The organism is Rhizobium ruizarguesonis, assembly GCF_017357285.1.
Lineage (GTDB): Bacteria > Pseudomonadota > Alphaproteobacteria > Rhizobiales > Rhizobiaceae > Rhizobium > Rhizobium ruizarguesonis.
On record NZ_CP071678.1, the window covers coordinates 1,061,998 to 1,075,516 of the forward strand.

The window sequence follows — 13,519 nt, forward strand, 5'->3', positions numbered from 1 at the left end:
TCCGATTGCGCGTTTGATAAACGCCGTTCCCCACAGATTCAATGCGTCAATTTCGCAGATGCTATACGTGTCGGGTCAAGGAAGCGGCGGCTGGGGCCCGTGCGGTTTTTCGGAAGGTTCGAAGTCGGGCGTGCAGCCCAGATTCCTCGGGCGTTTCACGAGCATCGCTTCGGCTATCAGCTCGGCATCGTTTTTGTCGATTTCGAAGAGACCAAGGCGGAGTTGATAGCCCCAGGTTGCCCGACGGCTTGTGAAAGATAGTCGGCCGAGCAGCGGCCGAATAGGAGTTTCCATGGCTTGTCGCCAGGCGACATCCCGCCTCCAGGGGCGGAAGTCGGGGTGAATTTCCATCTGATATGCATCAGTTTCCTCGACCATGCCAATTGCCGTGAACGCTTGCAGCCGATCCCTGCCGCCAAATGTTTCGGTCGGCGAATAGTAGATCACGCGGTCACCAGGCGCGCTCCGCCTAAGCGGAGCGGCCTTTCCGTGACAGACCTGCATGAAACCGGCTTCGCGCCCGATGCGTACATGGTTTGCCGATGCCACTGCGATCCAGTTGCGGGACATGTTTCAACCCTCCGCCACGTTATAGACGCGCAGGCGATGCCCGTCGGGATCCGCTGCGACGAAGGTGCGGCCGAAATCGAGGTTGGTCGGCGGCAGGAGGATGGTCGCGCCCTTGCCCTGCCATTCGGCGTGAAGCGTATCGACCATGTCTGCTGTCGCCACCTTGAAACCGAGGTCGCAGCCGCCGCCCGTCGCAGCCGGCGCCGGCTCAACGCCCGTCTTGCTCCAGAGTCCAAGTGCCAGACCCGAAGGCAGGATGAACATGGCGAAGGTCGGGCTGGCCTCAACGGGCTCCTGCCCGAGCAGTTGGCTATAGAAGCTAGCGCTCTTTGGCGCGTCGGTTACGAAAAGTAGAATGCTATTGCTGTCGATCACGGCAAGCTCCTGTTGTCAGTCAGGAGCACCTCTACCGAGACATACTGACAGATTCTGGCAGTAGCGTTTGTCCCTGCGGTGCCTTTTAAATCGTCTCCAAGTCGTGGTTCGTGTCGGATCGGGCCTTTCGATCCGCTCAAGCTTCACACTTCCTGGAATCGATTTACGCGTCCGCCGTTGCATCCGCGGTGCCGGCCAGCGGATCGTCTTCGAAGGGATCGGCAGCGCGTTTCGGCTTGACCAGCGGTTCGGGGCGGACGGGGTGGGAAAACAGCATGTCGCGCCCCGCCTGTAGCCCTTCGGACACCTGCAGCACCAGGCGTGCCTCGTCGCGCTTGCGGATATCCTCGCCGATTTCGTAGGCGGCGACCTCGGAAACGCCGAGCGCCTCCAGTGTTCGCCGTCCGAAGAGCAGGCCCGATTCCAGCGTTTCACGCAGCTCGTAGTCGACACCCTTGTTGCGCAGTTCGATGGAGTGGATGCGGTCGTAGGAGCGCACGTAGAGCCGCGTGTGCGGATAATCTGCTTGCACCAGCTCTACCACCTTGTCGGTGATTTCTTTCTTCTGCGTGCAGACGAGCACGATCTTCGCCCGGTCGATGCCGGCCGAGCGCAACACGTCCTTGCGGGCGCCATCGCCGAAATAGATGCGGAAGCCGAAGGAGGAGGCCTGGCGGATGCGGTCGGCCGAAAAATCGATGACGGTGACGCTGCGCCCGCCGGCAAGCAGGATTTGGGCGGCGATCTGGCCGAAACGGGAGAAGCCGACCATCAGCACGTCGGCGCCGGCGCCCTCGAAATCCTCGTCCAGTTCCTCCTGTTCGTCGCCGCGCAGCAGCCGCTTCGAAAGGGCCGCCCCGATCGGCGTCAGTGCCATCGACAGCGTGACGATTGCGATCAGCAGGGAGGCCGTGCTCGTCGACATCAGCCCGACCGCACCTGCCGCGGTGAACAGCACGAAGCCGAATTCGCCGCCCTGCGGCAGCAGGAAGGCGATGCGGATCGCATCGTTGTGCGGGGAGCCCGAGATCCGGCAGAGCCCATAAATGATGATCGCCTTGACGGCCATGATGATCGGTACGGCGAGGATGACGAAGAGCGCGTTGTCAGCGAGGACGTCGAGTTCCAGCGACAGGCCGACGGCGATGAAGAAGATGGCGAGCAGCACGCCGCGGAACGGCTCGATATCCGCCTCCAGCTCGTGCCGGTAGGAGGATTCGGCAAGCATCACGCCGGACAGGAAAGCGCCCATCGCCATCGAAAGCCCGGCAAGCTGCATCAGGCTCGCCGATCCCATGACGACGAAGAGGGCGGCCGCGATCATCGCCTCGCGCGCGCCGGTCCGGGCGATGATCTGGAAAAGCGGCGTCAGCAGGTAGCGCCCCATGACGATCATCGCCGCAACCGCGCCGATGGCGACGGCGAAATCGAAGAGCGGCGCGTTGTTGCCCTTGTCGCCGCCGTCGAGGATGGTAATCAGCGCCAGCAGCGGGACGATCGCCAGGTCCTGGAACAGCAGCATCGAAAAGGAGCGCTGTCCGTATCTCGTATTGACGTCGCCGTCGCCCTCGAGAATCTGCATGGCAAAGGCCGTCGAAGACAGCGCCAGGCCGAAGCCGGCAACGATGCTGCCGCGCCAGTCGAGAACCTGGGAAAACCAGGCAAGTGCGGTCAGCGCCAGCCCCGTCACCACCACCTGCGCCGTGCCGAGGCCGAAGATGTCGCGCCGCATCTGCCAGAGGCGAGTGGGTTTCAACTCCAGTCCGATGATGAAGAGCAGGAAGACGACGCCGAGTTCGGCGACATTGAGGATCTGTTCGCCATCGGTGATGCCGTGGAAGACCGGGCCGATGACGATGCCGGCGGCGAGGTAGCCGAGCACCGTGCCGAGCCCGAGCTTCTTGAAGATCGGCGCGGCGACCACCGCGCCGCCAAGCAGCAGGATCGTTTCGGAAAAAAGGGCATTGGGCGCTGACATGCTGGCAATTTCTTTCAACGGCGGGGAGCAAGCAAGCAGCCCCGACAAAGAATCGGTGGCGGCGGCCTTGATGCTTTGGAGAGTGCACAATAAATGGAAGCCGAAGGAAAGGCCAAATCATGTCCTCTGAAATTGATTCCTCGACACTTCTTTCCCGCGCAAGTCAATTGATCGATCTGGCAAGGAAGGCAGGGGCCGATGCCGCCGACGCTGTCGTCGTCCGGTCGCGCTCGCAATCGGTCAGCGTCCGCCTCGGCAAGGTCGAAGGCACGGAATCCTCCGAAAGCGACGATTTTTCCCTGCGCGTCTTCATCGGCAAGCGTGTCGCCAGCGTTTCGGCCAATCCGGGCTTCGATCTCCAGGCGCTGGCCGAACGCGCCGTCGCCATGGCCAAGGTTTCCCCGGAAGACCCCTTCGCCTGCCTTGCGGATGAGGCGAGCCTTTCGAAATCCTATCCCGACCTGCAATTGCTCGACACCACCGAGGTCTCCTCCGAGATGCTGCGCGAGGCGAGCCTTGCCGCAGAAGCAGCCGCCCTTGCGGTCAAGGGCGTCACCAATTCCTCCGGCGCCGGTGCGTCGGCCGGCATGGGCGGCCTCGTTCTAGTCACCTCGCACGGTTTCGAGGGCAGTTACATGGCCTCGCGTTTCGGCCATTCCGTCAGCGTCATCGCTGGCGAAGGCACCGGCATGGAGCGCGACTACGATTTCGACAGCCGCCTCTATTATGCCGAGCTCGACGACCCCGCTGAAATCGGCCGTCGCGCCGGCGAACGGGTGATCAAGCGCATCAATCCGCGCCAGGTGCCGACCGGCAAGGACGTCACGGTCATCTTCGACCCGCGTGTCGCCCGCGGCTTCGTCGGCCATATCGCCGGAGCGATCAATGGCGCAGCCGTCGCCCGCAAGTCCAGCTTCCTGCGCGACAAGATGGGTCAGCAGGTGCTGAAGTCAGGCCTGTCGATCACCGACGATCCGCTGATCGTGCGCGGCCCTTCCTCGCGACCCTTCGACGGCGAGGGCGTGTCCGGCGAGCGGCTGGTGATGATCGAGGACGGCGTCTTGAAGCACTGGTTCCTCTCGACCTCGACCGCGCGCGAGTTGGGTCTGGAGACCAACGGCCGCGGCGTGCGCGGCGGCACTTCCGTCTCGCCCTCCTCCACCAACCTCGCCCTGGAACCCGGCGACATCGCGCCGGAGGATTTGATCCTGAGCGTCGGCAACGGTTTCTATGTCACCGAATTGATCGGCCACGGCGTCAACATGATCACCGGCGAATATAGCCGCGGCGCCACCGGCTTCTGGATCGAGAACGGTGAACTCACCTTCCCGGTCTCCGAGGTGACGATCGCCTCGAACCTCAAGGAGATGTTCATGCGCCTGACGCCGGCAAACGACATCGATCGCAAGTTCGGCGTCGCGGCCCCCACCTTCGCCATCGAAGGCATGACGCTCGCGGGGCGCTAGAGCATGTCTCGCAAAAGTGTGCAGCGGTTTTGCGATAAAGACATGCGGAAAAGCAAAGACCTAAAGCGTGGCAAGCATATGTGAAAGATCGCGACGCGCTTGAGAGCATGATGCCGAAAAGTGTGAGCGGTTTTCGGACGACATCATGCTCCCGCTATTGAATTGAGAAACGGATTGACGGGATGAGCGACGTGGAAAATGCCCGCTGGCAGAGCGATCTCGCGCTGATCGCCGATGCTGCGAAAGAGGCGGGTGCCGTCGCTTTCAGCTTCTTCAACCAGTCTCCTGAAGTCTGGTGGAAGAATAAGGATCGCTCTCCCGTCAGCGCCGCCGATTTCGCCGCAAACAAGACGCTCGAGACCATCCTGCGCAAAGCCCGGCCGGATTATGGCTGGCTGTCGGAAGAAACCGACGACGATGCCGACCGTCTCTCACGCGAGACGCTGTTCATCATCGATCCGATCGACGGCACGCGCGCCTTCCTCGGCGGCCAGAAGGTTTGGTGCGTCAGCGTCGCGGTGGTTCATCGCGGCCGGCCGGTCGCCGGTGTGCTCTATGCCCCGGCGCTCGAGGAGTTTTATGAGGCTGTCGAGGGCGGCGTGGCGCTGAAGAACGGCGTGCCGTTCACCGTCTCGGCCGCCGGACCGGAAGAGATGAGCCGCCTTGCGATCGGCGAAGACCTGCTGAAGGCCTTTCCGCCGGAGTTTCGTGACCGGGTCACGCGCGAGAAATACATTCCCTCGCTCGCCTATCGCATCGCCATGGTGGCGGACGGTCGTCTGGAAGGCACCTTCGTCAAAGGCAATTCACATGATTGGGATCTGGCTGCCGCCGATCTGATCCTCGTTTGCGCCGGCGGCGCTCTCGTCGACCTCGAAGGCAGGCCGATCGTCTACAACCGCCCCGAAGTGACCCACAAGGTCCTCTGCGCGGCCCCAACGCCCCGCCTTGGCGAATTCCTCGCGGCCTTTGCGGGGCGACGAGACAGTTGACGTTTCCGTCAAAATCCCGCAGATGGGGTGGCGGAGGAGAATAGGCAGAAAGAGAACAAAAAATGACTGAATCCGGTGACAAGAAGCAGCTTTTGCATCTCGTTTTTGGCGGCGAACTGGAAAGCCTCGATGACGTCCAGTTCCGTGATCTGCAGGGTCTCGATATCGTCGGCATTTTCCCGGATTATGCCGCGGCGCTGACGGCCTGGAAGGCGAAAGCGCAGCAGACGGTCGACAATGCGCATATGCGCTACTTCATCGTCCACATGCATCGTTTGCTCGATCCGCAGGAAAAGCCCAAGGGCTGAGCTTAGCAAGTGCCGCCCGCCGGCCGCTCGTCGAGCGGGGCTTTGGTGCATTGGGCGCGCCCGTCGATCCGGATTGTTTGACGCATTCTGAACAAATTAATCGGCCATTGCGGCCGCAACGATAATTAGGGAATGGGTTTGATGTCGATCGGTTTTGATCGGAGGCTGGCGCGATGAGTTCCCGGATGGCGCGGTTCGGTCTGAGCGCATACCGTCTGGCGGGAACCGTGGCCTCTCCAGTCGTCGGCCTCTATATCACCTACCGTACGGCCAAAGGCAAGGAAGACCGGGCTCGCCGCCTGGAGCGCTTCGGCTATCCGAGCGCCAACCGGCCGCAGGGCCCGCTCATCTGGTTCCATGCCGCAAGCGTCGGTGAAACCAACGCCGTCATCCCGCTGATCCGCGAAATCCGCCGCCGCGACATCCATGTCATCCTGACGACCGGCACCATCACGTCTGCCAAGCTCGCCGCCGAGCGCCTCGGCCAGGAAGCGATCCATCAATATGTGCCGCTCGACCTGAAGCCCTCCGTCAGCCGCTTCCTCGATTATTGGCAGCCCGATTGCGCCATCATCGCCGAATCCGAGATCTGGCCGGCAACGGTGCTAGAGCTCGGCCGCCGCCGCATTCCGCAGATCCTGATCAATGCCCGCATGTCGGACCGCTCCTTTGCCCGCTGGCGCCGCCGTCCGGCGATCGCCGAAGCCTTGTTCGAGAATCTTGCCCTCGTCATCGCCCAGTCGGATGTCGATGCCGAGCGTTTCCGCGATCTCGGCGCCGTCCCCGTCATCACCTCGGGCAATCTGAAGGTCGATACCGACGCGCCGCCTTACGACAGCGCTGTCTTCGCCCGCTACAAGAAGCAGATCGGCGAGCGCAAGACCTGGGCGGCGATCTCGACCTTCGACGGCGAGGAGAATGCCGCCGCCATCGTTCACCGGGCGCTCAGGGAGCGCGACCATCAATTGACGATCATCGTGCCGCGCCATCCCGAGCGTAGCGACGAGATCGAGGCAGCGCTCGTCAAGCAGGGGCTGAAGGTCGCCCGTCGCACCCGCGACGATGTCTTGTCGGCCGATGTCGATATCTTCCTCGGCGATACGATCGGCGAAATGGGTCTTTATCTCCGCCTGACGGAAATCGCCTTCGTCGGACGTTCGCTCTTTGCCGAAGGCGGCCAGAACCCGCTGGAGCCGGCCATGCTCGGCTGCGCCATTCTCTCCGGCGGCCATGTGCAGAATTTCCGCGAGGCCTATCAGAAGCTTGCCCGCAGCGGCAGCGCCCGCATGGTGCGCGATACCGAAATGCTGGCCAAGGGCGTGCATTATCTGCTGACCAATGACGAAGCCCGCCGCACTATGATCGAAGCCGGCATCACCGCCGTGCACGAGATGCGCGGCGCGCTGACTGCGACAGTCAAGGGGCTGGAACCCTATATCAATCCGCTGACGGTGAAGGCGCGGCTGCTGCCCAAGACCGCGGCCCAGGTCTGAGGAGCTAAGATGTCGGCTGCGACTGGTATCAAAGGCATCCTCTTCGATAAGGACGGCACACTGCTCGACTATGATGAGAGCTGGCTGCCGGTCAACCGCGAGCTTGCCCGCATCGCCGCCCAAGGGGACGAGCTTCTCGCCAACCGGCTGCTTTCCGCCTGCGGCATGAATCCGGTGACCGGCCATATCGTTCCCGACAGCCTGCTTGCCGCCGGCAATACCCGCCAGATTGCCGAGGGTCTCGTTGCCGCGGGTTCGATGGTCGATGTTGGCGAGCTGACGGTCCGCCTCGACGATCTCTTTTCCAGCGCCGCCGAATTTTCCGTGCCGGTGACCGACCTTGCCGGCTTTTTCGCCCGGCTGCATCGGCGCGGCTTCAAGCTCGGTGTCGCCTCCAGCGACAATGAACGCTCGATCCGCCAGACGGCGGAACGCTTCGGTTTCGCCTGCTATGTCGATTATATCGCCGGCTACGACAGCGGTTTCGGCGTCAAGCCGGAGCCAGGCATGGTGCTCGGCTTCTGTGCCGCGACCGGTCTTTCGCCGGCCGAGGTCGCCATGGTCGGCGACAACAATCACGATCTGCACATGGGTCTGAATGCCGGCACGGGCCTGAGGATCGCGGTGCTGACCGGCACCGGTTCGCGAGAGACGCTTGCCGCCGCGGCCGATCATGTGCTCGATGATATCACCGCCATCGAGACGCTGCTGCCGGATCTGCAGCCGGCCTGACGGGTAAGGGCTTGCATTTTTTCAGGTTTTGGCTTCTCAATCCCGCCGTCGAGAAGCAGGGGACTGGCCGTAACAGAGGCGGGCAGGGGAGCGGGACGGCAAGATGATATCCGAAGCGCCGCCGTTCTGGTGGAGGAAAGCCGATTGGCGGGCCTGGCTGCTGCTGCCGCTTTCTTTTCTCTATGGCCGTATCGCCGGCCACCGCATGGCCCATGCGCGCCGCGCCTCCGTTCCCATTCCGGTCATCTGCGTCGGCAATTTCACCGTCGGCGGCGCCGGCAAGACGCCGACGGCGCTGACGATCGCCCGTGCCGCCAAGGCGAAGGGGCTGAAGCCCGGCTTTCTCAGCAGAGGATACGGCGGCTCGCTCGATGTGACGACCGTCGTCGATCCCGATCATCACCGGGCGGGCGCCGTCGGCGACGAGCCGTTGCTGCTTGCCCAGGAAGCGCTGACGGTGATTTCCCGCCGACGCGTCGAGGGTGCCGCACGCCTGGTGGCGGAGGGCGCCGATCTCATCATCATGGATGACGGTTTCCAGAGCGCCCGGCTGGCGATCGATTATGCCCTGCTCGTCATCGACGCGACCCGCGGCCTCGGCAACGGCCATATCGTGCCCGGCGGCCCGGTCCGCGCGCCGATCCGCCAGCAGCTGCGTTCTGCAACCGCCCTGCTCAAGGTCGGTGGCGGCAATGCCGCGGACAGGATCGTCCGCATGGCGGCGCGCTCGGCAAAGCCCTATTTCACCGCATCGCTGAAAGTGCGCGGCGATAATACGCTGGCCGGCACGAAAGTGCTCGCCTTCGCCGGCATCGCCGATCCCGCCAAATTCTTCCGCACGGTCGAATCCCGCGGCGCCGAAATCACCGTCGCCAAGTCCTTCGGCGATCACGAGCACCTGACCGAGGAGGAGATCGACGACATCCTGACGACCGCCGAGCGGCACGGCCTTCTGATCGTCACCACGTCCAAGGATTTCGTCCGTCTCTCCGGCCATCACGGCAAGGCGGCCCAGCTCGCCGAAAAGAGCCGGGTGATTGAGGTCGACATGGTATTCGAGGATCACCTCGCCCCAAGCCTCATCATCGACCGGGCGATCGCCGCTTGCCGCGAGCGGCGCCTGCGGGAGATGAAGGCCGGGGTTAAAGCGATTCCAGGAAAGGCTGAACCGCTCTGACAGGCTGCTGCAAAACGCATCGTCCTGCGCGCACATCTCTGCATGCAACGCTATCACGCGATCGAGTGAAGCAAAGTTTCGCGGGCGGAAGTCAGATGCAACCGGCATGCGCGATCGATCAACGCGATATTCCGGCTTTCGAGGGCTTCGATCAGCGCGAGATGTTCCCCAATGGCGACCTCATTCCGCGCGCGTTCATCACGCTTGTTCCACTGATAGTGATAGTGGAAGACCATGGCTATCACGTCTTGGAAGCTTTCGATAAAGCGGTTTGGCGCGACTGCCGTAATCAGCCGGTGGAAGCGGCTGTCCAGCTCGGAGAAATCCTGAAACCGAGCGTCGATATCCGCGAGCAGTTCCAAATGTGCCGCCCGCATAGATTGGATCTGCTTCCAGACCGGCGACCCGTCGGGCAGGGTAGCGAACAGCCGTGCGGAGCGCATTTCGAACATTTCTCTGATCTCGAACAGTTCGAGTGCGAAACTGGCGGTGAACCCTTTAAAAACCCAACCTGCATTCTGACGTTTCTCGATCAGCCCATATTTCTGAAATCGATTGAGAAACTCACGCACGATCGTTGTCGCGACGCCGAATTTCCGAGCTAATTCCGCCTCATTGATTTCTGTACCCGGACAGGCATCGCCGCGCAGCATCCATTCCATGAAACTCGTCTCGACCTGTTCCGAAATGGCTAAGGTCTCTTCCTTCGGATAGCGCTCTATCTGCTGCGGCTGTTCACCTATGATCCGCCTGTGCGCTTCAGATATGATGATCCCACGTGCGGACATCCCGGCCAGCACCTTCCGCACCGTTGTTCTGCTCACGCCAAGCTGGGCGCGCAGTGCATTTTCGGACGGCAATTCCTCCCCAAGATCGAGCGTCCGAATGATATCGATCATATCATTGAATGCCCGCTTGAAGGTCGTATCCGTTCTCATGGCACAACTCCTAGCATGATTACTTATCCATAAAAAACAAGTTGACGCACGTGTATCATATGTTTCTTATGTATAAAAAACGGGGGAGGCTAGGGGAATTTGGAAGACTCCGGGATTATGCCTCAGAATTCGTCCCGGCCTGGTGGTTCGCAAGATGCAACCTTCCATCCGAGACAATCCGGCATCACATTCGGACTGAAGCTATTGAGCCTTGGCCCTCTATTGATCCTGATTATGCTCATCGCCGTCGTCAGTTTGATCACGCCGGCTTTTCTCAAGCCCGTTAACCTGGGGAACATCCTGGCGCAGACAGCAGTGATTGCTGTTGTGGCAATGGGGCAGCAACTCGTTATCCTGACGCGCGGCATCGACCTGTCTGTAGGCTCGAATCTGGCGCTAGCAACCGTCATCGGCGGACTTGTCTACCAGCAGGTTGATTCCTCGATCGTCGTCATTATCGCCATGCTGCTTGCCGGCGCTGCTATCGGTGCGGTCAACGGCCTGGTCTTTGTCTATGGCCGGCTGCCACACCCCTTTATCATTACACTTGCGACCTTGAGTATCTGCCGTGGCCTGGCACTTGCATTGGCGCCCGGCCACACCACCATGCGCGGGATGCCCGATGCGGTGACTGCAATCGGCGGCGGTACGACGCTTGGTGTGCCCAATTCCTTCTTTGCCGTTGCGATGTTCGGGCTTCTTTTTCTGATCCTGACGAAGTCGATGGTCTTTGGCCGATGGATCTATGCGGTCGGCGGCGCGCCGAGTGCCGCCAGAAGCATGGGTATACCGGTAAAGGGCGTTCTGCTCGCAACCTACATTATTTGCGGCTTTTGTGCAGGTGTCGGCGCGGTGCTGCTCGCAGGACGGACCGCTGCCGCCTCGCCAATCTACGGCAATCTTTTGGAGCTCGACACGATTGCTGCGGTGATTATCGGTGGCGCCAGCTTCCTTGGCGGACGAGGCCATCTCGGCCACGCCCTGATCGGCGCCGTGCTGATCGGCGTCATCCGCAACGCCCTTAACCTTCTAGGGGTCGACGTGTTCTTTCAAATGATCGCGATTGGGCTCGTCATTGTCATCGCCGTAGAGGCCGACGTGCTTCGTAACCATCTCGAGGCGCGCGCGCGTGTGCTTCAATCGGCGAGAGTGCAATGAACCCTGCATCTACCACACCGGCCCTTTCGGTTCGAAACGCCCAGAAGCGCTTTGGCGCCATCCATGCCCTGAAAAATGTAAGCTTTGATGCCTATGCAGGTGAGGTAACCGCGCTCTTGGGTGACAACGGCGCCGGCAAGTCGACGCTCGTCAAATGCATCAGTGGGCTTCATAGTCTCGACGAAGGAGAGATCCTCGTGGATGGTGCGCCCGTATCGCTCCATTCAACGGCGGCGGCCCGCCGCGCCGGTATTGAAACCGTCTATCAGGATCTGGCGCTTTTCGACAACCTGACCCCGGTACAGAATTTCTATTGCGGACGAGAAATCTCTTTCCCCTCTTGGCTGCCGCGCCCGCTCCGCTTCCTCAACACCGGCGCGATGAAGCGGGAGGCAGCAAGTGTCATCGATCGCCTGAAGGTTAAACTGCCGAGATTCGACGCGCCGGTCGCGCTGATGTCTGGGGGGCAGCGACAGGCTATCGCGGTCGCGCGCGCCATTGTTTTTGCGCGCAAGCTGGTGGTCCTTGACGAGCCAACGGCCGCCCTCGGTCTTCGCGAGTCTCGCCAGGTTCTTGACCTTATCCATCAGCTCAAAGCCGACGGCAATGCCGTGATCATCATCACGCACAATATGGAGCATGTCGTCGAAATCGCCGATCGGGCGGTTGTGCTGCGGCAAGGTCGCAAGGTGGGTGAACTGAAGCCGACTGAAGCGAACAAGCAGGACGTTGTCGCGATGATTGTCGGCGCCGAGGCTTAAGGGAGATCGCTGCTTCGTTGGGGCAGCGGACAACGAGATCGCTCTAGAGGAGGGCGGTCGAAACATGGGAGATCTATCATGAAACCGCAATCCCTGCTGGGAGCTCTTGCGCTCCTGGCCGTCGCTGCAGTGCCGGCCTTGGCGCAGGAGCCGGTCAAGCTCGGCTTTATAACCAAATTCCCTGTACCGTTCTTCGCAACAATGGAGAACGCCGCCAAAGATTATGCGAAGAGAAATCCCGGCGTCGAGATCATCTACGGGCAGGGTACGTCAGCAACCGACATCGAGGGCCAGATTGCACAGATCGAATCCATGGTGACACGAGGCGTGCAGGGCATTGCCCTCACGCCCGTCGATCCTACCGTGTCCACTGCGCTGGACAAGGCGGTGGCGGCCGGTATCAAGGTCGTGCTGATGGATAACAACATTCCGGATTGGAAAGGCAGGACGGCGCTTGCCACGACCAATAATTTCGCTGCGGGCAAAATCGCCGGCGAATATCTCAAAACTGTTCTTCATGCCGGCGATACGCTCGGGATTCTCGAGGGCGTGCCCGGTGTGCCGGCGCTTGATGACCGCGTGAACGGTATGCTTGAAGGGCTGAACGGCCTTGATGTCAAGATCGTCGGGAAAGGCGCAACAAACTGCACCGAGGAGCTGGGGATCAGTGTCGCCGAGGATCTGCTGACGAAGAACCCGGATCTCAAGGCCATTTATGCCGCTTGCGGCCCGCCCGCGGCTGGCGCGGCGCGCGCGATCAAGAACGCTGGCACTGCCAATGACAAGATTGTGCTGGTCGGTTTCGACTTCTGCTGCGGCGAAGAGGAAGCGCTGAAGAGTGGAGTCGAGGATGCGTCGGTGGCGCAGTTCCCCACCAAGATGGCCGAACTCGGTGTGGATGCGCTGGTAAAATCGATTCGCGGAGAGAAGGTTGAGTCTTTGATCGATTCCGGCGCTGCGCTCGTGACGCCTGAGAATATGGCAAAATTCAAGTGAACCGTTGCCCTATGTCGATCGCGTAGGCGGGGAGTCAACCTCCCCGCTTTCGGGAATGATATCGTCGAGCCCTGCGGCCCGGAGCCACGTTGGTCAGTCGATACGGACGTTGTCGTGGATGAGCCTATGATACTTCAAGTCGCCGGGTGACCGGAGCGGATATTCTCTCTGCAGCAGCTCCGGGCTGCAGACTGGAGAACCATCTCAGCCAGAACCTCCGACGCGGATCGCAACATCTAGCGCCGCTGGTTCGGCAGCACGCCGGCGCGTTTGTCGGCTTCGATTGCCGAGATCACGTCAGCATAAGGTTCCTGCCGGGCGACGCTCCAGTAGCGTAACTCGTCGAGCGGGATCTGTTTTCCCGTCATCGCGCAGACGACATAGGAGCCGGGCGAGAGAATCTGGAAATCGCCATCGAGATACCGGATCTTCGCTTCGCGGTTTCCGTGCCCTTCGAACAAATTCATGCGCTCCGTTCCCTGCCGACTGTCATTAGAGCATGTCGCGCAAAAGTGTGCCGCGGTTTTGCGATCACGACATGCGGAACACCAAAGCCCTAAAGCGTGGCACGCGAA

General features: G+C 61.4%; 14 protein-coding genes. 9 read left to right on the forward strand and 5 right to left on the reverse strand.

The features are described from left to right. Window positions 1-75: 75 nt before the first annotated feature. The 3 genes from J3P73_RS05130 to J3P73_RS05140 all read right to left on the reverse strand — a co-directional run bounded on the left by J3P73_RS05130 (window position 76) and on the right by J3P73_RS05140 (window position 2,923). Window positions 76-570 carry an EVE domain-containing protein gene (locus J3P73_RS05130; protein WP_130691349.1) on the reverse strand — a complete coding sequence of 165 codons (495 nt, stop codon included), beginning with the start codon at window positions 568-570 and terminating at the stop codon, window positions 76-78. A gap of 3 nt (window positions 571-573) precedes the next feature. Then, the gene (locus J3P73_RS05135; RefSeq protein WP_018483265.1) at window positions 574-945 is read right to left on the reverse strand and encodes a VOC family protein; all 372 of its coding nucleotides are present in this window, start codon (window positions 943-945) and stop codon (window positions 574-576) included. A 163-nt stretch (window positions 946-1,108) separates the two neighbouring features. Next, a complete protein-coding gene (locus J3P73_RS05140) occupies window positions 1,109-2,923 on the reverse strand; it encodes a monovalent cation:proton antiporter-2 (CPA2) family protein (protein WP_018483264.1) in 1,815 nt (604 codons plus the stop codon). Window positions 2,924-3,042: 119 nt separating this feature from the next. On the opposite strand from J3P73_RS05140, the gene J3P73_RS05145 reads away from it, so the two are divergent. From J3P73_RS05145 to lpxK, 6 genes are all read left to right on the forward strand, one after another. Next, the gene (locus tag J3P73_RS05145; RefSeq protein ID WP_130691353.1) at window positions 3,043-4,389 is read left to right on the forward strand and encodes a TldD/PmbA family protein; all 1,347 of its coding nucleotides are present in this window, start codon (window positions 3,043-3,045) and stop codon (window positions 4,387-4,389) included. A gap of 182 nt (window positions 4,390-4,571) precedes the next feature. Continuing rightward, window positions 4,572-5,381, forward strand: coding sequence for a 3'(2'),5'-bisphosphate nucleotidase CysQ (locus J3P73_RS05150; protein ID WP_130697703.1), 810 nt, complete (start codon window positions 4,572-4,574; stop codon window positions 5,379-5,381). 62 nt (window positions 5,382-5,443) lie between these two features. Beyond that, window positions 5,444-5,689: a DUF4170 domain-containing protein gene (locus J3P73_RS05155; protein WP_018483260.1), complete on the forward strand. Its 246-nt coding sequence runs from the start codon at window positions 5,444-5,446 to the stop codon at window positions 5,687-5,689. Window positions 5,690-5,862: 173 nt separating this feature from the next. Then, entirely contained in the window at window positions 5,863-7,182 is a 1,320-nt protein-coding gene (gene waaA / locus J3P73_RS05160) for a lipid IV(A) 3-deoxy-D-manno-octulosonic acid transferase (RefSeq protein ID WP_130691357.1), read from the forward strand. A gap of 9 nt (window positions 7,183-7,191) precedes the next feature. Further along, window positions 7,192-7,914, forward strand: coding sequence for an HAD family hydrolase (locus J3P73_RS05165; protein ID WP_018070143.1), 723 nt, complete (start codon window positions 7,192-7,194; stop codon window positions 7,912-7,914). A gap of 103 nt (window positions 7,915-8,017) precedes the next feature. Next, window positions 8,018-9,091 carry a tetraacyldisaccharide 4'-kinase gene (lpxK, locus tag J3P73_RS05170; protein WP_130691361.1) on the forward strand — a complete coding sequence of 358 codons (1,074 nt, stop codon included), beginning with the start codon at window positions 8,018-8,020 and terminating at the stop codon, window positions 9,089-9,091. 53 nt (window positions 9,092-9,144) lie between these two features. Here lpxK and J3P73_RS05175 read toward each other — a convergent pair whose 3' ends face one another. Continuing rightward, window positions 9,145-10,029, reverse strand: coding sequence for a GntR family transcriptional regulator (locus J3P73_RS05175; RefSeq protein ID WP_018070141.1), 885 nt, complete (start codon window positions 10,027-10,029; stop codon window positions 9,145-9,147). A gap of 99 nt (window positions 10,030-10,128) precedes the next feature. On the opposite strand from J3P73_RS05175, the gene J3P73_RS05180 reads away from it, so the two are divergent. The 3 genes from J3P73_RS05180 to J3P73_RS05190 all read left to right on the forward strand — a co-directional run bounded on the left by J3P73_RS05180 (window position 10,129) and on the right by J3P73_RS05190 (window position 12,944). Then, entirely contained in the window at window positions 10,129-11,187 is a 1,059-nt protein-coding gene (locus J3P73_RS05180) for an ABC transporter permease (RefSeq protein WP_018070140.1), read from the forward strand. After that, the gene (locus tag J3P73_RS05185) at window positions 11,184-11,948 is read left to right on the forward strand and encodes an ATP-binding cassette domain-containing protein (RefSeq protein ID WP_017963002.1); all 765 of its coding nucleotides are present in this window, start codon (window positions 11,184-11,186) and stop codon (window positions 11,946-11,948) included. The genes J3P73_RS05180 and J3P73_RS05185 overlap by 4 nt, the downstream gene beginning before the upstream one ends. Window positions 11,949-12,026: 78 nt before the next feature. After that, on the forward strand, window positions 12,027-12,944 hold the full coding sequence (locus J3P73_RS05190) for a sugar ABC transporter substrate-binding protein (RefSeq protein WP_024321309.1): 918 nt from the start codon (window positions 12,027-12,029) through the stop codon (window positions 12,942-12,944). Between the two features lie 236 nt (window positions 12,945-13,180). On the opposite strand, the gene J3P73_RS05195 is transcribed toward J3P73_RS05190, so the two are convergent. Beyond that, on the reverse strand, window positions 13,181-13,411 hold the full coding sequence (locus J3P73_RS05195) for a DUF2093 domain-containing protein (protein ID WP_003588271.1): 231 nt from the start codon (window positions 13,409-13,411) through the stop codon (window positions 13,181-13,183). Window positions 13,412-13,519 lie beyond the last annotated feature (108 nt).

Bases quoted from the DNA above. Each gene is read 5' to 3' on its own strand.
- J3P73_RS05130 (WP_130691349.1), bottom strand. From the start codon at position 570: ATGTCCCGCAACTGGATCGCAGTGGCATCGGCAAACCATGTACGCATC.
- J3P73_RS05140 (WP_018483264.1), bottom strand. From the start codon at position 2,923: ATGTCAGCGCCCAATGCCCTTTTTTCCGAAACGATCCTGCTGCTTGGC.
- J3P73_RS05145 (WP_130691353.1), top strand. From the start codon at position 3,043: ATGTCCTCTGAAATTGATTCCTCGACACTTCTTTCCCGCGCAAGTCAA.
- J3P73_RS05150 (WP_130697703.1), top strand. From the start codon at position 4,572: ATGAGCGACGTGGAAAATGCCCGCTGGCAGAGCGATCTCGCGCTGATC.
- J3P73_RS05155 (WP_018483260.1), top strand. From the start codon at position 5,444: ATGACTGAATCCGGTGACAAGAAGCAGCTTTTGCATCTCGTTTTTGGC.
- waaA (WP_130691357.1), top strand. From the start codon at position 5,863: ATGAGTTCCCGGATGGCGCGGTTCGGTCTGAGCGCATACCGTCTGGCG.
- J3P73_RS05165 (WP_018070143.1), top strand. From the start codon at position 7,192: ATGTCGGCTGCGACTGGTATCAAAGGCATCCTCTTCGATAAGGACGGC.
- lpxK (WP_130691361.1), top strand. From the start codon at position 8,018: ATGATATCCGAAGCGCCGCCGTTCTGGTGGAGGAAAGCCGATTGGCGG.
- J3P73_RS05175 (WP_018070141.1), bottom strand. From the start codon at position 10,029: ATGAGAACGGATACGACCTTCAAGCGGGCATTCAATGATATGATCGAT.
- J3P73_RS05185 (WP_017963002.1), top strand. From the start codon at position 11,184: ATGAACCCTGCATCTACCACACCGGCCCTTTCGGTTCGAAACGCCCAG.
- J3P73_RS05190 (WP_024321309.1), top strand. From the start codon at position 12,027: ATGAAACCGCAATCCCTGCTGGGAGCTCTTGCGCTCCTGGCCGTCGCT.
- J3P73_RS05195 (WP_003588271.1), bottom strand. From the start codon at position 13,411: ATGAATTTGTTCGAAGGGCACGGAAACCGCGAAGCGAAGATCCGGTAT.